15 protein-coding genes are annotated in these 18,514 nt (G+C 64.0%); 8 read left to right on the forward strand and 7 right to left on the reverse strand.

The features are described 5' to 3' along the window. The first annotated feature begins 306 nt into the window (after positions 1 to 306). Complete coding sequence (locus BG57_RS13595; protein ID WP_035964058.1) at positions 307 to 690, forward strand: DUF3564 family protein; 384 nt, start codon at positions 307 to 309, stop codon at positions 688 to 690. A gap of 27 nt (positions 691 to 717) precedes the next feature. Here the strand turns inward: BG57_RS13595 and BG57_RS13600 are convergent, their stop codons facing one another. Beyond that, positions 718 to 909 carry a DUF2964 family protein gene (locus BG57_RS13600; protein WP_035963848.1) on the reverse strand — a complete coding sequence of 64 codons (192 nt, stop codon included), beginning with the start codon at positions 907 to 909 and terminating at the stop codon, positions 718 to 720. 252 nt (positions 910 to 1,161) lie between these two features. On the opposite strand from BG57_RS13600, the gene BG57_RS13605 reads away from it, so the two are divergent. Next, complete coding sequence (locus BG57_RS13605; RefSeq protein ID WP_035963851.1) at positions 1,162 to 1,587, forward strand: phasin family protein; 426 nt, start codon at positions 1,162 to 1,164, stop codon at positions 1,585 to 1,587. Between the two features lies 1 nt (position 1,588). Here the strand turns inward: BG57_RS13605 and BG57_RS13610 are convergent, their stop codons facing one another. Beyond that, positions 1,589 to 3,742, reverse strand: a complete 2,154-nt coding sequence (locus tag BG57_RS13610) for a serine/threonine protein kinase (RefSeq protein ID WP_035963853.1) — start codon at positions 3,740 to 3,742, stop codon at positions 1,589 to 1,591. Positions 3,743 to 4,111: 369 nt separating this feature from the next. Between BG57_RS13610 and BG57_RS13620 the strand changes: the two genes are divergently transcribed. From BG57_RS13620 to BG57_RS13630, 3 genes are all read left to right on the forward strand, one after another. Next, positions 4,112 to 4,396, forward strand: coding sequence for a hypothetical protein (locus BG57_RS13620; RefSeq protein ID WP_035963857.1), 285 nt, complete (start codon positions 4,112 to 4,114; stop codon positions 4,394 to 4,396). Positions 4,397 to 4,432: 36 nt separating this feature from the next. After that, the gene (locus tag BG57_RS13625) at positions 4,433 to 4,693 is read left to right on the forward strand and encodes a hypothetical protein (protein WP_035963858.1); all 261 of its coding nucleotides are present in this window, start codon (positions 4,433 to 4,435) and stop codon (positions 4,691 to 4,693) included. 194 nt (positions 4,694 to 4,887) lie between these two features. After that, positions 4,888 to 5,103 (forward strand): hypothetical protein, encoded by a 216-nt coding sequence (locus tag BG57_RS13630; protein WP_035964066.1) that lies wholly within the window; start codon positions 4,888 to 4,890, stop codon positions 5,101 to 5,103. Between the two features lie 4 nt (positions 5,104 to 5,107). On the opposite strand, the gene BG57_RS13635 is transcribed toward BG57_RS13630, so the two are convergent. Then, the gene (locus tag BG57_RS13635) at positions 5,108 to 9,517 is read right to left on the reverse strand and encodes a DEAD/DEAH box helicase (protein WP_035963859.1); all 4,410 of its coding nucleotides are present in this window, start codon (positions 9,515 to 9,517) and stop codon (positions 5,108 to 5,110) included. Between the two features lie 142 nt (positions 9,518 to 9,659). Between BG57_RS13635 and BG57_RS13640 the strand changes: the two genes are divergently transcribed. The 3 genes from BG57_RS13640 to BG57_RS13650 all read left to right on the forward strand — a co-directional run bounded on the left by BG57_RS13640 (position 9,660) and on the right by BG57_RS13650 (position 14,601). After that, positions 9,660 to 10,958 (forward strand): glycosyltransferase family protein, encoded by a 1,299-nt coding sequence (locus BG57_RS13640; protein ID WP_035963860.1) that lies wholly within the window; start codon positions 9,660 to 9,662, stop codon positions 10,956 to 10,958. 132 nt (positions 10,959 to 11,090) lie between these two features. Further along, positions 11,091 to 13,490: a phosphoketolase family protein gene (locus tag BG57_RS13645; protein ID WP_035964075.1), complete on the forward strand. Its 2,400-nt coding sequence runs from the start codon at positions 11,091 to 11,093 to the stop codon at positions 13,488 to 13,490. Positions 13,491 to 13,494: 4 nt separating this feature from the next. Continuing rightward, a complete protein-coding gene (locus tag BG57_RS13650) occupies positions 13,495 to 14,601 on the forward strand; it encodes an acetate/propionate family kinase (protein WP_035963861.1) in 1,107 nt (368 codons plus the stop codon). Positions 14,602 to 14,668: 67 nt separating this feature from the next. On the opposite strand, the gene BG57_RS13655 is transcribed toward BG57_RS13650, so the two are convergent. The 4 genes from BG57_RS13655 to amaB form a co-directional block, all read right to left on the reverse strand. Next, positions 14,669 to 15,055 carry a PaaI family thioesterase gene (locus BG57_RS13655; RefSeq protein ID WP_035963863.1) on the reverse strand — a complete coding sequence of 129 codons (387 nt, stop codon included), beginning with the start codon at positions 15,053 to 15,055 and terminating at the stop codon, positions 14,669 to 14,671. A 260-nt stretch (positions 15,056 to 15,315) separates the two neighbouring features. Further along, entirely contained in the window at positions 15,316 to 15,522 is a 207-nt protein-coding gene (locus BG57_RS31590; protein WP_075583136.1) for a hypothetical protein, read from the reverse strand. A 228-nt stretch (positions 15,523 to 15,750) separates the two neighbouring features. Next, positions 15,751 to 16,923: an NAD(P)/FAD-dependent oxidoreductase gene (locus BG57_RS13660; RefSeq protein ID WP_035963865.1), complete on the reverse strand. Its 1,173-nt coding sequence runs from the start codon at positions 16,921 to 16,923 to the stop codon at positions 15,751 to 15,753. Between the two features lie 25 nt (positions 16,924 to 16,948). After that, positions 16,949 to 18,448: an L-piperidine-6-carboxylate dehydrogenase gene (gene amaB, locus BG57_RS13665; protein ID WP_035963867.1), complete on the reverse strand. Its 1,500-nt coding sequence runs from the start codon at positions 18,446 to 18,448 to the stop codon at positions 16,949 to 16,951. Positions 18,449 to 18,514: the final 66 nt, after the last annotated feature.

Here is an 18,514-nt window from a genome sequence, read left to right on the forward strand (position 1 = left end):
AAAGCTAGGATCAAGCGCCCGGCACCGGACTTGCTTTGACAGACCGTGCCGCACTGATGCGCCGCACAAAATCTTTCGCATCACGAAGAGCGAACTGAAAGCCATTCAAACAATCGAACCGGGTGCGCGTGCAATCATGTCGACGTGTCAAATCCAGGGCATGCACGCGATTCAATCGACGCACGACGAGCGGCGCGAGACACTTCGAAGTCCGGGTGAAATGCCGCATACAGACCGAACGCTCATGGCCAGCGCGATCGCGCCGGAGCGTCGCATTCGCTGAACTCGATGTTCATGGAGGATGTCATGCGTATCACCGTCAAGCTGGATGGGTTCGAAGGCGCTCAGGACGCCGCCTACGCCATCCTGTGGCTCGACAAGGAATCCCGCCGCTGGTCGCGTGAGGGCCATCAGGCGATCGACGTGCCGGACTGGGGCGGACTGCGCTCGGGTTCGAACGGAACGCTGATCTGCGATCAGCACACGCAGCAGCCCATATGCGTGCTGGAGCAACTCGACGTCGACGCGCCCGACGGACCGAGCGAAGGTCTCGCCGGGCGCGTCGTCTGGTATGTGGATGCGGCGCGTCAGGAATGCGCGGGCCGGTGGCACGTGCAGTGCATCGACCGGGCGCAAATCAAGGCGGAGCACAGCGTATTCGCTGGCGAGGAGGACGCCTGGCGGGTCTAGCCCGCCAACTCGCCGCACGATGGCCAGTCAGGGTTGGTCTTCCGGCATCGGCATCAGCATGACGGCGAAAGACGCAACCCCGACGAGGATGGTCAGCACGCCATAGTTGAGCACGCTCACCTTGTCGAAGACAAGGCCGTGCAGCGCGACGACGATTCCCGCCAGCGCCGTGAAGACCGCGATCGCCGCCGCGACGATCCGCGCTTCGCTGCTTATCATCTCTTTCCCCTTTTGCACCGCACGGCGCCTTCATTTGTTATCGTCGGCGCTGCTGCGGTATCCGTATTGACCTGAGTCAAGGCGGCCCCGCCGTTCTGGTGTTTTCCCTTGCCCCATTTCGGGTGCTTATATTGGTAGTATCGGGGTCGGGATGCGGCTTCTTTGCACTTGCCGCGACCGCACATTGCCGCGCGACGACGCTGGTCTCTTCGGTCTCGCTCGCGGTCATACGGGAAGAACCTGGGAGGCAAGATGAATCAATCAAAATTCAGCGATCCGTTCAGCCAGTTTGCCGCCATGTTCCAGCAGTATCAATTGCCGGGCTTTGATGTCACCGCGATCATGGAATCGCGGCGCAAGGACGTCGAAGCGCTCGCCGCGACCAATCGTGTGGCGTTCGGCGGCATGGAAGCGTTGCGCGACAAGCAAGTCGAAATCCTGCGCCGCACGCTCGGCGAACTCGAAGACATTGCGAAGCAGTTCGCTTCGTCGTCGGCGAAACCGCCGTTCAATGCGAACGAAGTCGTGCAGCGCACCCTCCACAATGCGCTCGCCGACATGCAGGACATCGCGCGCACCACGCAGCAAACGCAGGCCGAGGCCTATGCGCTCGTGACTCAACGCGTCGAAGAGGCACTGCACGAACTGAAGGCGGCCATCGAGAAGCCGCAAAGCTAGGTTATTTCTTTGGCTGCGTCGTGATCTGAAAGATATCGACCAGCACGCGCTCGCGTCCGAAACGGGCCGCGAGCGCCTTCAGGCGTTTGTCCACTGCACGCAGATATTCCGGCTTTGCTTCACTGTCGGGACGTGGAGCGTCGAAGAGCGGCGCGGGCGCCACCGTCAACACGATCATCTCCGCGCCGAAAGGCTTGCCGACCACCCAGTCGCCCATCGCTCCGATGGTCGCGCTATAGCTCGGCGGCGCCTGGTTGTCGCGCGAACGCCCGTTCGGCAGCAGATGAACCACGCTGCCGTCCAGCATGAAGTAGTCGACGTTCACGTAGGAATCGAACGCGGGCGTCATGAGCTCGACGATCAGCGGATCGCCTTCCGTAAGCCGCGTCTGGCTCGATCGCGTATGCACCGACGCGGGACGCCCCGCCTGACGATTGGCCGTCCAGTACGGCGCGAACGTCGTCAGCATGTCGCACTTGTCGTCGGTGACCTGCTGCACGCCGAAGTTCGTCGCACGAACGCCCGGCACGCGGCCGAGCGATTCCTTCAGCCGCGCGAGCCCGTATTTCTCCGACACGAAGCCTTGCACGTCCACCGTCTGATCGTGCACCGACGCCACGAGCGCCGAGCACGGCACACTCGCGAGCACCGGCGTGACCGCGGCAATCGTGAGCGTCGGCGCGGGCGCGGCGGGCAACGCCGGCGTGATCGCGGGTCGTTCGGGCGTGGGCATGGTCACTGGCGCGGCCGTCGTCGCGGTCGTCGCAGTCGTCGCGGTCGAATTGCGGCCCTTCTGATGCGCGAAGAACACGTACCCCGCGCCGGCGATCAACACCAGCGCCATCGCTCCGATAGCGAGCTTCGGCGCTGCAACGCGCTTCGTCTTCGGTTGCGCCGATGCAACCGGCTGTTCCTCGCCGAACTCGTCGAGAAACTGTGCGACGGTCGGCGTCCGCTCTTCCCGCTCGAAAGCGAGCGCGGCTTTCAGCGCCTTCCATTGCTTGTTGCCGAGATTCTCGGGACGTTGCGGCTTCATGCCCGCACTCTTCGCCTGCAACGCGGGCACGCGGTCGAACGGATGTTTTCCGGTCAACAGCTCGTACGCGATGCAGCCGAGCGCATAGATATCGTCGCGCGGATCGGGCTCGCGATGCGCGAGCATCTCCGGGCTCGCATACGCGGGCGTCAGCGCGCCGAGGCTGCCGGGATCGAAGACGGTCGCCTCGGTGTCTTCTTCGGGCCGCTGAATCACCCGCGCGATACCGAAGTCGATGACCTTCACTTCCGACGCATCGGTGACGAACACATTGGCCGGCTTGAAATCGCAATGCACGAAGCCGCGCTCGTGCGCATACGCGAGCGCCGTCGCCATGCCCTTAAAAATGCGGAACATCTCGTGGAATGGCATGCCCCGGAAGTTCGGCATCCGAAGTATTTTCGATAGCGGCTGGCCGGACAGATATTCCATCGTGAGATAAACAATGGCGCCGTCACGGTCGAAGTCGTACACGGTGACGATGTTGCGATGCGCAAGCTGCTGCGCCTTGCGCGCCTCGCGTTGCAACGCGATCAGCGAATTGGGATTGCCACGAAACTGCAGATTCAGCACCTTGATCGCCACATAAGGCCGACGGTCCGACGCCTCGAGCTTGCGCAGATCGAGCGCCTTATAAACGGTGCCCATCCCGCCGATGCCGAGACATTCTTCGAGCACGAAGCGATTATTGAGCGTATCGCCCACGCCCTTGACCTGATCGACTTCGGGAAGCACCTGCGTTGCTTGTCCCGATGTCGCGCCGGTCCCGCCGGTCGCGTCGGCGCCCGCGCTCGCGCCTGCGCCGTCCGATGCGCGCGGCGGTAGCGGCGGCGGCGCACTGGGCGTGACGTGCAGGCGTGTTTCGTCGCGACCTGGCTGATAGGTCGTGCCGGGGTCCGGCGTCGGGCGCATGCGCGCCGTATGTTCGATGCGGCGGCGTATGGCCGAGTAGAGATCGCGCGGCAACGGATTCGCCGCGTTCTCCTCGTCGAGGATCTCGATGAGCCGCGCGCCCGGCGTGCGATCGGCGGCCAACGCGCCATCGACCCCTGCAAAAAACGCGTCGCGCGAACCGCCATCGCCCCGATATGTGCGAAGCGCTTCTCGGAAGCTAGTCATCTGTGCGACTCGTTGCGGCGCCAATCGACCGACAAACTCACTTGTCGTACCAAACAACCCATGCTCGTTCGATACTAGCCCTCGCATGCGGCTTAGGCAAATGGCGTTTTCAGCGAAGAGCGGCATCGCGCACATGTCGTTCGGATACCGACACAACGCGACGGCTGTCGGTCGGGCGAAGGCATTCAATGCGATCGACGCTTTCGCGGCGCGCGGCTTCGTCCACCGCACACGCCCGTCCTGCAAGGAATCGCGGCGTCTGGCGCTTTGCAGCATCACGCATGGCATGGCTGATGCATTGAAGTGGCCCGAGCAGACATGTTGCTCAATCCACCACCGAACGCGCCATGCGCAATCAGGAGAACCGCAATGAAGACGCTGACCATCAAGGACCTGCCCGTCACCGAACAACTCGATCGCCGCGCAATGTCGGCCGTGCGAGGCGGCTCGAGCTATTTCGTGCCGGTCTTCGACATCTCGAAGGTTTCGCTGTCGTTCAACACGCAGCAAATGGTGCAACAGGACCAGAAGACGTTCAACGAGAACGGCGTCAACGTCGCGTTCGCCGACGACATTCACTCGAAGGTCCAGCCGGATCAGAAGGCGCGCAACACGAGCAACATCAACATCGGCGGCGGGCTCGCCTGGGCCTGAGCCGGAACAACGACACCCTTCGCGAGGAGCACCACCATGTCGTCCATCATCGTCAGGGACCTGTCCCACAGCAAGGAACTCGACTGCCGCGCGATGTCCGCCGTATCCGGCGGGCAAGGCTACGGGCCGTATGCCAACGTCGAAGTGAACGTCGGCATCCTTCAGAACCTCACGCAGATTCAGAAGGTCGATGTCACGGCGCTGAGCAACATCGGCTATGTCGGCGCGGGCGTCTCGCCGCACTTCGACATCAACCCGATGCAGATCGGCAAGCTGAACGCATCGGCGTCGTTCTGACGCGCGCGCCGGAGTAGAAGCATCGAACATCGAACGCGGCGTTTGCGGCGAGAAGCTACGGCTTTTCGCCGCCTTTCGTCGCTTTCACGTGGATGGCGTCGCCTCGATGCGATCCCGGCAAGGAGCCGGCCGGGATTGCCTATACTCGAAACGATGCCCCGCAGCACGGCTCCATCACGAAGGAGGAAGCAGTCATGGCCGTCATCAAAATCAGGGATCTCGCGGACAGCGTCGAGCTAGACCGGCAGGCAATGACGACGATCGCCGGCGGCGCACGCGATACGGCGCGTCCGCTGTTTCGCATACGCGCTTCGAATCCCGGGCGGGTCGTCGATTATCCGGGCGTGCCGGTGAAGGACGTGCAGGTGCAGCAGCCGGGGCCGTTCCGCAACAAGATCGTTTCGAAGTGATGCATCAACCTTGCACGATGGCGCCCGGACTCAACGAGCGCGCCGTGCGCCTGACGAGCGCGAGACGCATGCGTTCGCGCGTCTCCCCGTCCGCGTCGCCGGAGCCGCCGAAATAGCGCGTCTTGCCCGCGACGACCGCGCCGGCCGGCACGCCATCCAGATACAGCACGCGATTGCCGGCCAGCGCCGGCACCTTCTCGCCGGGCAGCAGCGTGCCGACGAGATTGAGCGGGTCCACCGCGCTCAATGCGATGAACACGCCTTCCTTCGGCCGCCTTCGCATTTCGCGCAGCACCGGCACCGCTTCGGGCAACGCGAACTGTTCGCCCGCCAGCCCCGCGACGAAGCGCCCGCCGCGAATCTCGCCGCGCGCTTCCAGCCGGTGATAGACGCGCAGCAGATCGCGCCACGGCGGCAGCCATTGCGCCTCGCGCTCCAGCAGCCGCCAGAACACGACGCCGTAACGCCGCAACAGCGTCCGCGCGACGTGCTCGATGTCGCCGTCTCGACCATGCTCTTCGCCTGCGCTTGCTTTTCGCAGTAACGCCCAGCGCCCTGCATCGTCCATTCCGCCGATGAACAGGCCGCCCGTTCGCCCGCGCGATCGGCGCGACAACGCATTGCGCTTCGCGGCGGGAGCGAGCAGCGCGCGCAGACCCGCGAAACTGTCGGCGTTGACGAGTCCGAGCGCGACAAGCTCGCCGAGCGCGTCTTCGAGTTCGGTGCGCAGGAGCCGCGTGTCCGCGAGCAGTTCGTCGAAGAACATCGCGCCGTGCGCGCTTAGCGCGTCGAAGACCCGTTGCGCCCGCGACGACTGTTGCGGCGACTCATCCGCGGCCATCAGCGCGTTCCACGCCGCAAGTTGACGACGCGGCAACAGGACGATCGGCGTGCCGCGCACCGGGCCGCCCGTCGCACGAGCGCGCCCCGCCGGCCGCGACCAGACGATCTTTCCCGCGCGGCAGATTTCATCGAGCCAGATGCCCGAATAATCGGCGATGCGCGCGGGCAGAATCTCGTCCTCCCATGCGACGGCGGGCGCTTCGAAACCTTCGAGCTGTTCGAGCACGGCGAGCAGCGCGTCGCGGCCCTCGCCGCGGGCATCGGGGGCCACGCGCTGCCATTCAAAGAGGAAGCGCATGAAGTCCTGCCGCTCGACCGGCTCGATTTCGCGACGCAGCCGGCGCACGGTGTATCGATGAATCCGCGCGAGCAAATGCCGCTCGCACCACTGTTCGTCCATGCCCGGCGCGCCTGGCGTGTGCGGCGTGAAATGGCCGCGCATCACGGAGCCTTCGCTTTCGAGCCGCGTCAACGCAACCGCGACGGCCGATGCCGGCAGCGCCAGCGGCCGCGCGATCTCCGCCACGGTCAGCGGCCCGAAACCCGACATCCGCGCCCGCACGATTTCGACGAGCGCGTCGTCTTCGCTCCAGGCATCGTCGAAACCGGGCGGCGGCGTGAGACGCGGATGCATCGGCGCATGCGGGTAGACGGCGCGCACGCACGCGAGGCGCTCGACCGGCGTCCACAGCGCGTCGTCATCGGAGATCCTGAGGCGCGTCGCGCGGCCGGCGCAGGCCAGGCCATCGAGCCAGGCGGGCCAGCCATCGCTGGCGGCGGCTTCGGCATCGGTGATGCAGGAGAGTGTCGTCAGGGCTTCGTGCATTTCGTCGGCGCTCGTCACCGACGGCCACGCTTCGGCACGCACGCTCGCGATGGCTTCGGCGTCGAGCGCGCCGAGATCGTCGGTCGATTGCGGATCGGTCCAGCGGCGCGCGAGCACGGCCTGCGTGCGGCGCTCTTCGAGCGGGGCATCGTCCAGAAACGCGTAAGGCCGTGCCGACAGAATTTCGGCGGCCAGCGGTGAAGGCGCGGGCAAGTCGCGCGTCACGAGCCGCACCGCGCCCGCGTCGATGCGCCGTAGCAGCGCAAGCCACGCGTCGCTGTCCATCGCGTCGTGCAGGCAATCGTCGATCGTCTGTTCGACGAGCGGATGCGCCGGCACCTCGCGCTCCCCGGCGATGTTCTCCGCGCACGCGACCTGATCGGGAAACACGGCGGCGAGCAGGTCTTCGCTTTTCATCCGCTGCAATTGCGGCGCAACCTTGCGTCCGCCCGCATAACGCGGCAGCGCGAGCGCGTTCGTCGCGTTCCAGCGCCAGCGCACGCCGAAGAGCGGGGCGTCGAGCAGCGCCTGAATCAGCACGTGCTCGGCCGTCGCCGGTTTCAGATAACGCCAGACTTCATCGAGCGCGAAACTGTGGCCGCCCGTCAGCGAGAGCACGATGGCGTCCTCGGTCGCCGCCGCCTGCAGTTCGAAGTTGAAGGTGCGGCAAAAGCGCTTGCGCAGCGCGAGGCCCCATGCCCGGTTCACGCGGCTGCCGAACGGCGCGTGAATGACGAGCTGCGTGCCGCCGGATTCGTCGAAGAAGCGCTCCATGACGAGCGTATCCTGCGTCGGCAGCACAGAGAGCGCGGCGCGTGAGCGGGCCAAGTAGTCGACGATCTGACGCGCGGCTTCCATGCCGATGCCGGCTTCGCCGGCGAGCCAGGCGGTGGCGGCGTCGACGTTACTGCTTCCTGCGGCCTGCGCGCCATCGCCCTCGCTAAGCCGGGCATCGACTTCCGCCCGCAGCCGCGCAATCGCGAACGACAGCTCATCGCTGCGTCCCGGCGCTTCCCCGAGCCAGAACGGGATATTCGGCGGCTGTCCGTTCGCATTCTCGACGCGCACGCGGCCGCCTTCCACCCGCACGATCCGGTACGACGTGTTTCCAAGCTGAAAGATATCTCCGGCGAGACTTTCGACGGCGAAGTCTTCGTTCACCGTGCCGATCTGCAAGCCCTGGGGCTCGAGCAGCACCGCGAAATCCGCGTTGTCGGGAATGGCGCCGCCCGATGTCACCGCCGTCAGCTTGCCGCCGCGCCGGCCCCGCAGCGTGCCGCTCACCGCATCGCGATGCACGTAAGCGCCGCGCACGCCCTGCCGCCCCGTATAGCCTTCCGCGAGCGTCCTGAGCACCGCGTCGAAGTGCGGGCGGTCGAGCGTCGCATAGGGATGCGCGCGCCGAATGCGCCCGAACAGTTCGTCCTCGCCCCACTCGCGGCACGCCACCTCGGCGGTGATCTGCTGCGCGAGCACGTCGAGCGGCGCGCGGGGAATCGTCAGCGCGTCGAGTTCGCCACGGCGGACGCAATCGAGCAGCGCCGCGCATTCGATCAGATCGTCGCGCGAAGTCGGAAAAAGCCGCCCTTTCGGCAGCCCGCCGACGTGATGCCCGGAGCGCCCCACGCGCTGCAGGAACGCGCCGATCGATCCCGGCGAGCCGATCTGGCAGACGAGATCGACATCGCCGATATCGATACCCAGTTCCAGCGACGCCGTCGCGATCAGCACGCGCAGGTCTCCGCGCTTGAGCCGCTGCTCCGCGTCTAGCCGATGCTCGCGCGCCAGGCTGCCGTGGTGCGCCGCGACCGCCTCCTTGCCGAGCCGGTCCGTCAGGTGCCGCGCCGCGCGCTCGGCCATGCGGCGCGTGTTGACGAACACGAGCGTCGTCCGATGTTGCGCCGACAGTTCCGCGAGCCTGTCGTAGACGCGCTCCCACATGTCGTTCGACATGATCGCTTCGAGCGGCATCGGCGGAAGTTCGAGCGCGAGATCGCGCGCGCGCACGTGCCCGACATCGACGATCTCGCACGGTCGGCCCTCGCCCGCCAGAAACTGCGCGACGCGTTCGATCGGCTTTTGCGTCGCCGACAAGCCGACGCGCACCGGACGCGCCGCGCCGCGCGCCTCGCAGAGCGCATCGAGCCGTTCGAGGCTGAGGCTCAGGTGCGAGCCGCGCTTGCTTCCCGCGACGGCGTGGATTTCGTCGATGATCACCGTGCGCGTGGTGGACAGCATCGCCCGGCCGGAATCCGACGACAGCAGCACGTAGAGCGATTCGGGCGTCGTCACGAGGATATGCGGCGGACGCTTTCGCACCGCGTTGCGCTCCTGCTGAGTGGTGTCGCCGGTGCGCACCGCCGCCCGGATTTCCGGCGCAGCCGCGCCCATCTCCCGCAACTGCTGCGCGATGCCGGCAAGCGGCTCCTGCAAGTTGACGCGGATATCGTTCGACAGCGCCTTCAGCGGCGACACATACACGACGCGCGTTTCGTCCGGCAGAACGCCGCCGCCCGCGACGCCGTCGCGCACCAGTTCATCCAGCGCGGCGAGGAACGCGGTCAGCGTCTTTCCCGAGCCCGTCGGCGCGGCGACGAGCGTCGAGCGGCGTGCATGGATGAGCGGCCAGGCGCGCGCCTGCGCGGACGTCGGCGCGGCGAAATGCGCGCGAAACCAGTTGGCGACGGCGGGATGAAAGCCGTCGAGCGCGGTATCGGGTGAAAAGGATTCGGATTCGGCGGTCATCGGAACATTTTAGGGGCGCTTGCGACAAGGCGCGCAACGGTGCATGTACGCGATCTGGCGCTGTTTTAGGACACGTCCCATCGGAACGCACCGCTTTTGCGGCGATGCTAGGGGGTTTCTTATCGCTCACTCCAGGCCTTCCATGCTCGTCATCAGCCTTTTCTTCGACCACGCACCGGGCGCGCTCGCCAATCATCGCCGCTACGCACGCAGACATGATTACCGGCACGTGCAGATTGACATGTCGCAGCAATCCGGCAGCCCGTCGGAAAAGCGGTGGACGTACAAATACGAGGTGCTGCTGCACGAGCTGAAACGGATCGAGCCGGGCGAGATCGTGTTGCTGCTCAGCGAGAACGCCGTGATCCTCGGCTCGACGCCGCTTCCCACGCTGCTCGACGGCCGCGACTGGCTGCTCAGTTGCGCCGAATCGCCGCTTCCTCAGACGGATATCCAACTCTGGCGCAATACCGAGCGGGTTCGTCGCAAGCTGCTAGAAGTCGTCACGCATTGCCGGTTCGGCGTCGAACTTCCCCCCGACGAAGGCGAGTTGCTACGCGACTTCGAAGCGCTGCCCTCGCGGCACAAGATCGCCGATGCCCATGTGGTCGTTCCGGCCGCGGCGAATCTTGAAAGCGTCTGGGGCACGTGGAGCACGTTCTCGGTCAGCATCGACGACGACAAGCATCATCGGCGGTTTCGCGCGGCGCTCTTCGCGCACATCAACGAACGATTGACGCGCAACATGCCGCTGCTCTCGTTCCCCGGCGCCGAGGCTTGCGACACGGAGCCGCATAGCGTCTATCAGCCGGGCCAGCCCATCGCTGTCGTCACGCTTTACACGCCGAACATCGCGCGTTATGGATGCATCGCCGAGGCGAACTTCAAACGCTATTGCGAGGGGCATGGCTATACGCTCCATGTGCATCGCGAGATTCCGTCGCATCTGAACGATGGCAAAACCGCCGGCAACTGGCTGAAGGCCGCGCTCCTGCGTGAGTACCTGCCGCATCACAAATGGGTCTTCTGGGTCGACGCCGATGTGCTCTTCAACGACATGAGCCGCAAGCTCGAATCGATCATGCAGGGGCACGATACGATTTTCGCCCGCGATGTCGGCACCTGGACCTTCAATTCCGGCATCATGGGCTACAAGCGCACACAGCAGAACTACGATGCGTTCCAGCGCATTATCGATGCATGCGGGCAACTTCAGGACAAGTCCACCATCTACGTGAATCACGGCGATCAGCATTACTTCAACCGCGAGTTCAGGGAGCATGCGGGCTTCGATGCGGCGCACCTCTCGTCGTTCATCGAATGGAATACGCCGTGGTCCTACCGTCTCCCGGATAGCTTCATGGTTCACTACATCGGTGCGTGGCAAGACAACAAAGCCTTGCTGATGGATTACGACATCACGCAATCTGCCATGGAGTGAGCGCGCCCTCCGTTTCTGTCAACAACGCGTCGCGCGATCCAAAGTATGATCAGCGCGACGCTTCCGCATCCTTCCCGGGTACGAAGCCGCAAGACCGACGCTCCACGCAACGCTGACCGCAAGGAGAAGCAAGTGAACGACGACGTCCAGGGCAAAACCGCAACCCCCGCACCGCTTTCCGCCGACCTGTTGCGCAACATCGACGCCTATTGGCGCGCGTGCAATTACCTCTCCGTCGGCATGATCTATCTGCGCGCCAATCCGTTGCTGCGCGAGCCGCTCCAGCCGGAACACATCAAACGCCGCCTGCTCGGGCACTGGGGCTCGGACCCCGGTCAATCGTTCGTCTGGGTGCATCTGAACCGGCTCATCAAGCGCGACGACCTGAATGTGCTGTTCGTGTCGGGCCCCGGTCACGGCGCGCCCGCGACGCTCGCCAATTCGTACCTCGAAGGCCACTACTCCGAGATTTATCCCGACCGCAGTTACGATGAACGCGGCATGCTCAGGCTCTTTCGCGCGTTTTCATCGCCGGGCGGCATCGGTTCGCATTGCACGCCGGAAACGCCGGGTTCCATCCACGAAGGCGGGGAATTGGGCTATAGCCTGTCGCATGCATTCGGTGCGGCGTTCGACAATCCGCAGTTGATCGTCGCAACCGTAGTCGGCGATGGCGAAGCGGAAACGGGACCGCTCGCCACATCGTGGCATTCGAACAAGTTCCTCAATCCCGCGACCGATGGCGCCGTGCTGCCGATCCTGCATCTCAACGGCTACAAGATCGCCAATCCGACGATCCTCGCGCGCATTCCGCACGACGAGCTCGAAGCGCTGTTCAAAGGCTACGGCTACGAGCCGCATTTCGTCGAAGGCGACGAGCCCGAGCTCATGCATCAGTCGATGGCCGCGACGCTCGAACGCTGTATCGGCGACATCAAGGTCATCCAGCAACGCGCACGCGCGAATCCTGGCGATCTTACGCGCCCGCGGTGGCCAATGATCATGCTTCGTACACCGAAAGGATGGACCGGCCCCAAGGAATTCGCAGGGCACAAGGTGGAGAATTTCTGGCGCTCGCATCAGGTACCGGTGCCCGATCCGGCCACCAATCCGAAGAGTCTCGCGGTGCTCGAAGAGTGGATGCGAAGCTACAAGCCCGAAGAACTCTTCGATGACGACGGCCGGCTCGTCGAAAGCCTGCGGGAACTCGCGCCGGAGGGCACGCGGCGCATCAGCGCGAATCCGCATGCGAATGGCGGCGTGTTGCGCGAATCGCTCGATATGCCCGACATTCGCGAGTATGCGTTCGATGTGGAGAAGCCGGGCGCGGTCTATCAATCGCCGACCGTCGTGCTCGCCACGTTCCTGCGCGACGTGATCCGCCGCAACATGAAGACGTTCCGCCTCTTCGGTCCCGATGAAACCGCGAGCAACAAGCTCGATGGCGTCTACGAAGCATCCGGCAAGCGGTGGCTTGCGGAAACGAAGCCGGAGGACGCCGACGGCGGCGCGCTCTCGCCCGATGGCCGCGTGATGGAGATGCTCTCGGAGCACACGCTCGAAGGCTGGTTCGAAGGCTACGTGCTGACCGGCCGCCACGGCCTTTTCGCGACCTACGAAGCGTTCGTGCATGTGATCGATTCGATGTTCAACCAGCACGCCAAGTGGCTCGAAAAGGCGAAGAACGAACTGGCGTGGCGTGCGCCGGTGCCATCGATCAACCTGCTGATCACGTCGCTCGTCTGGCGACAGGATCACAACGGCTTCACGCATCAGGACCCCGGCTTTCTCGATGTCGTTACGAACAAGAGCCCGGGCGTCGTGCGTATTTATCTGCCGCCGGATGCGAACTGCCTGCTGAGCGTCGCGGATCATTGCCTGCGCTCGCATGACTACGTGAACGTGATCGTCGCGGACAAGCAGCCGCATTTGCAGTATCTGAACATGCAGGAGGCGATCGTCCATTGCGCGAAGGGCATCGGCATCTGGGACTGGGCATCGACGGATCAGGGGCATGAGCCAGATGTGGTGATCGCATGCGCCGGCGATATCGCCACGATGGAAGCGCTCGCCGCCGTCGAAATACTCAAGGCGGAATGCCCGAATCTGAAGATTCGCTTCGTCAACGTCGTCGATCTGTTCAGGCTGATGCCCGACACAGACCATCCGCATGGCCTGTCGAATCGCGACTTCGATTCCATCTTCACGCGCGACAAGCCGGTGATTTTCAACTTTCACTCGTATGCATCGCTCGTGCATAAGCTCACGTATAACCGCACTAATCACACAAACATGCACGTGCATGGCTATCGTGAGCGCGGCAATATCAACACGCCCTTCGAGCTTGCGATCATCAACGGCGTGGACCGCTATACGCTTGCAATCGACGTGATCGATCGCGTGCCGGGTCTTTCGAGCACCGCCGCGCATACGAAGGAACTGCTCAAGAACCGCATCATCGAAAGCGTGCGTTATGCGCACGACGAAGGCATCGATCGCGAGGAAATCCGCGACTGGACCTGGAAGGGCTGACGCCATGACACAAGGCATCCTGGTCCTCAACAGCGGCTCGTCGTCGCTCAAGTTCGGCGTATTCATCGCGCGCGATGGCGATGAAGCGGCGTGGCTCTCGGGCAGCGCAAAAGGCATCGGACGCGCGAGCGGTTCGCTGTCGATGCGCTCGTCCGATGGCGCCATCGATATCGCGCAAGATCACTTGATGGAGTCGCAGCACGATGCGTTGCAGCGCGTCGCCGATGCGCTTGCGAGCCATTTGCGCGAGCCGCTGGCGGGCGTCGGGCATCGCATCGTGCACGGCGGCCCGCATCTGCGGATGCACGGCGAAATCACAGCGAGCGTGAAGGATGCGTTGCGTGAAGCGATTCCATTTGCGCCGCTGCATCTGCCGCAATCGCTCGCGCTCGTCGACGAGGCGCAGCGCATCTTTTCGAACGTGCCGCATTTTGCATGCTTCGACACCGCGTTTCATCGCACGATGCCCGAGCGTGCGCAGCGTTTTGCTCTACCGCGCGAGTACGCGGAGCGCGGGGTCGTGCGATACGGCTTTCACGGGCTGTCGTACGAGTCGATCGTGAACACGCTCGGCGCGCGCTTGCCTTCGCGGGTGGTGATCGCGCATCTGGGCTCCGGCGCGAGCCTGTGCGCCGTGAAAGATGGCCGCTCCGTCGATACGTCGATGGGCATGACGCCGACCGGCGGCATCCCGATGGCCACGCGCAGCGGCGATCTCGATCCGGGCGTGCTCATTCACCTTCTGCGCCACGAAGCGCGCGATGCGGACGCGCTCGAAACGCTCGTCAATCGCGCAAGCGGCATGAAGGGGCTATCTGGTTCCGACGACGACATGGAAGGGCTGCTCGCGCGACGCGACCAGGGCGATGCGGACGCCGCGCTTGCGATCGACGTGTTCTGCACGGCGGTCCGCAAACACATCGGCGCATATGCGGCGCTGCTGGGCGGCGTCGATCTGATCGTGTTCAGCGGCGGAATCGGCGAGCATGCCGAGGCGATCCGCACGCAAATACTCGATGGTCTTGGTTTTTTGCATGCCGAACATCGTGTCGTAGCAACGGACGAAGAGCGGCAGATTGCGCGGCATTGCCGGCGGATGCTGGCTCACTGAGTTGGCATTTTGCATGCGGCATGCAGCGCATTGCATGCCGCATGCAATTCGCCGCATCCCTGTTTGTTCACCGCGCGTACTTGAAGGTACCCTGCGCGCTCGCAATCATGAGCCGGCCATCGACCCACGCTTCGCCACGTGCGAAGTACACCGACCGGCCCTGCCGTTCGAGAAAGCCCTTCGCCACGACCTTGTCGCCGATGCCGCGATCGAGATAGTTCACCGTCAGCGACAACGTGAAGCCGTGTATGGGTGTCGAGCCGGTCGTGAAGAGGCCGGTGTAACCACAGGCGACATCCAGCAGCGTTGCGATTGCGCCACCCTGAAGGATGCGCTGACGGTTCAGATGGCCCGCGTGAATGGGCATCGTGAATTCGGCGTAGCCGGCGCGCCATTCGGTTAGCGTCGCGCCGAGTGCTTCGAGGAAAGGATTGTCGAGATCCAGATTCGCCAAGCTACAGTCTCCCTGCGTCGTAATTGTCATGGACGACGAGATGCGTGGTCGTCTCAATGATCCGATGCAAGGGATTGTGCCATCGTGTCGCCGTGCCTGTCGTACGCTGGGTTATGTGCGACGGCAGCTTGGCGAGATTCGGGGTCGGGGAAGTAGAGAAACTTCGCGTCAAAGCGCAAATTGATATGGACTAGGGGCACCGCCCTTGCGCGCCCCGCTAAATAGCGATAGCGCGCGCAAGTCATTACATCGTAAAACGATTAGTTATATCCCCGAACCACGCAAGACTTTTGTTCCTCGTCTGCTTTTTCGCCGGCAAAACGGCCGCAAATCTCGGCAACATATTCCGGCTCGCCACTGACCTGGCTAGAACGATGCGATGCATGAGCCGTCGTGTCGCCCGGGGCTTCGGAGTCTTCCATCCATTCTGCAAAACGCGTGTTGGACATATTTGATCGAACATCCATCTTTCGCCTCCTTTTTTCCTTAACAGTTCCAGAATGCGCCTCTACGGGCCAAGTGGCCCTAGTGGATTTCATTGATGGACGCAGTCCGCAACTGTGCGGATGATTTAAAGAATGCGCGCCTGGCGGACGCTTCTCAATTGCCTGACCTCGATAACGATTCCGCCTGTCTTCAAGCCAGCTAAAATGATGCCTGGCCGTTCGCGGCGACGGCGTCTTAAACGATCGCTTTTACACCACGTTTTTCTCGACGATCGGCCTTCCTTCGATAATGCGCGCCCAGCCAAGCGGCGACAAGTCGAGCGTCGTATAGCGGCCGTGCAAAATCAGTTCGCTAATGCCGCGCCCCGTCGCCGGACCGTGCTGAAGACCGTGTCCGCTAAATCCGCTTGCAAAGATGCAATTATCGATGCCCGGATGCGCGCCGATAATCGCGTTCTGATCGAGGACGTTGTACTCGTAATAGCCGGACCAGCAATGCTCGACGCGCAAGGCCTCGAATTGCGGCACGCGATGCGCGAGCGCGGGCCAGATGACGTCGTCGAAAAGCGCGTGATCCACTTCGTCGAGCGGAAGGTCGTCGGGGTCGTTATCGGCGGCGGGCGAAGCGCCGCAAATGTAGGTGCGTCCCTCGGGCCGAAAATACACGCCGGTCGGATCGATCAACAGCGGACTGCCCTCGAGCTTTGCGGGCGACGATACATTGAAGATGCTGCGTCGCCGGGCACGCACGGGAATGTCGATGTCGAGCATCGCCGCCAGCGAACGCGACCATGCGCCCGCCGCGTTGACGACGGCATCGCAGGCATACGCATCGCCGTTGGATGCACGCACGCGCGTGGCGCGCCGGCCTTCGCGTTCGATGCCAGTCACTTCCGCCGCGACGTAGCGCGCACCGAGCGATAGCGCCTTTCGTCGCAGCGCCTGCACGAGCCCGTAGCCGTCAAACCAGCCCTCGCCGCTTTCACCGAACGCGCCCGCTGCGAGATCGTCGGTGTTCAGCCACGGAAAGCGCGCGCGCAGGCCAGCGGGATCGAGCAACGTGATATCCGCGCCGCGTTCGCGCTGCATCGCATGGTTCTCGCGCAGCGTCGCTTCGCCGGGAGGCGTCGCGAGAAACAGATAGCCGCCCTCGTGCAGATCGATGCAAGGACGCTCGCTATTCACTTCGAGCCGCTCGCCGACCGCACGCAGGAACTCGATACCGTAAAGCGACATCCGCACCGAAAGCGGCGTGGAAAACTGCTGCCGGATCGACGCCGCCGACAACGCCGACGACGAGCGCGCGTAAGTCGGATCGCGCTCGATCACCGTCACTTGCACGCTCGGGTCCGATGCGCGCAGGAAATACGCCGCCGAACTGCCGATCACCCCGCCACCGACGATCACCACATGAGATGCCACACCGCCCCCGTCGCGAGTGAATGCTTCAGCCGAGATTGAAGTCGATGCCCTGCGCCAGCGGCAATTCCGACGAGTAATTGATCGTGTTCGTCGCGCGCCGCATGTACGCCTTCCATGCGTCGGAGCCGGATTCGCGTCCGCCGCCGGTTTCCTTTTCGCCGCCGAATGCGCCGCCGATTTCCGCGCCGCTCGGCCCGATGTTCACGTTGGCGATGCCGCAATCGCTCCCCGACGCCGCCAGGAAGCGTTCGGCCTCGCGCAAGTCGGTGGTGAAGACGCACGACGACAAGCCATGCACGGCGGCATTATTCGCGGCGATGGCTTCGTCGAAATCGGTGTAGCGCATCACGTAGAGAATCGGCGCGAACGTTTCCTTCAACACGATTTCGCTTTGCGCCGGCATTTCGACGAGCGCCGGACGCACGTAATAGCCGCCTTCGCAACCGTCAACCGCCACGCGCTCGCCGCCGGAGACCTTGCCGCCCTCGCCCTTGGCCTGCTCGATTGCATCTTGCATGCGAGCGAACGCCTGCACGTCGATGAGCGGCCCCATCAGCACACCCGCTTCGAGCGGATTGCCGACCGGCACTTTCGCGTAGAGGTCCTTGAGGCGCGCGACGGTTTCATCGTAGATGCTGTCATGCACGAACAGACGCCGCAGCGATGTGCAGCGCTGCCCCGCCGTGCCGACCGCCGAAAAGAGGATGCCGCGCAGCGCGAGATCGCGATTCGCCGTCTGCGAGACGATGCCCGCGTTGTTGCCGCCGAGTTCGAGAATCGGGCGTCCGAAGCGCCGCGCCACTTCGACACCCACCGCGCGGCCCATCTCCGTGCTGCCCGTCGCGCTGACGATGTCCGAACGCTTGTCCGCGACCAGTTGCGCGCCGATGTCGCGATCGCCGATGACGACCGACGCCAGGCCCTCAGGCGCGCTGCCGAATTCCTCGATGGCGTCGCGCAAAATGCGATCGACGGCGAGCGCGGTAAGCGGCGTCTTCTCGGACGGCTTCCACACGACCGCGTTGCCGCAGACGAGCGCGAGCGCCGCGTTCCACGACCACACTGCGACCGGAAAATTGAACGCCGAAATGACGGTGCAGACGCCCAGCGGATGCCACGTCTCCGCCATCCGGTGCCCCGGACGCTCGGACGCGATCGTGAGCCCGTACAGCTGCCGCGACAGGCCGACGGCGAAGTCGCAGATATCGATCATCTCCTGCACTTCGCCGAGGCCTTCCTGAAGAATCTTGCCCGCTTCGAGCGACACCAGCCGCCCGAGCGCCGCCTTCTTCTCGCGCAGGCGATTGCCGAGCAATCGCACGAGTTCCCCACGGCGCGGCGCGGGCACATTGCGCCACGCGGTAAAGGCGGTGCGCGCGTTCGCGAGTGTGCTGTCGACCTGCGCGGACGTGTGACGCTTCACGCGTCCGATGACTTCGCCCGTGATCGGTGAAGTCACGGCGATGTCGCCGTCAGCGACGAGACTGCCAATGCCGAGGTCGGAAAGAATCGATTGAGCGTCCACGATGAAGTCCTTTTGAAGCCGATGCGTTGAGAGGCGCCGCGTGTTTCTGATCAGAAACTTTTCGCT

This window comes from Caballeronia grimmiae, from assembly GCF_000698555.1.
GTDB classification, from domain to species: domain Bacteria; phylum Pseudomonadota; class Gammaproteobacteria; order Burkholderiales; family Burkholderiaceae; genus Caballeronia; species Caballeronia grimmiae.

What these genes read in the sequence shown, in the direction of transcription:
- BG57_RS13630 (WP_035964066.1), top strand. Translation starts at nt 4,888, where the DNA reads ATGGCCGTCATCAAAATCAGGGATCTCGCGGACAGCGTCGAGCTAGAC.
- BG57_RS13650 (WP_035963861.1), top strand. Translation starts at nt 13,495, where the DNA reads ATGACACAAGGCATCCTGGTCCTCAACAGCGGCTCGTCGTCGCTCAAG.
- BG57_RS13640 (WP_035963860.1), top strand. Translation starts at nt 9,660, where the DNA reads ATGCTCGTCATCAGCCTTTTCTTCGACCACGCACCGGGCGCGCTCGCC.
- BG57_RS13600 (WP_035963848.1), bottom strand. Translation starts at nt 909, where the DNA reads ATGATAAGCAGCGAAGCGCGGATCGTCGCGGCGGCGATCGCGGTCTTC.
- BG57_RS13595 (WP_035964058.1), top strand. Translation starts at nt 307, where the DNA reads ATGCGTATCACCGTCAAGCTGGATGGGTTCGAAGGCGCTCAGGACGCC.
- BG57_RS13605 (WP_035963851.1), top strand. Translation starts at nt 1,162, where the DNA reads ATGAATCAATCAAAATTCAGCGATCCGTTCAGCCAGTTTGCCGCCATG.
- BG57_RS31590 (WP_075583136.1), bottom strand. Translation starts at nt 15,522, where the DNA reads ATGGATGTTCGATCAAATATGTCCAACACGCGTTTTGCAGAATGGATG.
- BG57_RS13635 (WP_035963859.1), bottom strand. Translation starts at nt 9,517, where the DNA reads ATGACCGCCGAATCCGAATCCTTTTCACCCGATACCGCGCTCGACGGC.
- BG57_RS13625 (WP_035963858.1), top strand. Translation starts at nt 4,433, where the DNA reads ATGTCGTCCATCATCGTCAGGGACCTGTCCCACAGCAAGGAACTCGAC.
- BG57_RS13620 (WP_035963857.1), top strand. Translation starts at nt 4,112, where the DNA reads ATGAAGACGCTGACCATCAAGGACCTGCCCGTCACCGAACAACTCGAT.
- BG57_RS13610 (WP_035963853.1), bottom strand. Translation starts at nt 3,742, where the DNA reads ATGACTAGCTTCCGAGAAGCGCTTCGCACATATCGGGGCGATGGCGGT.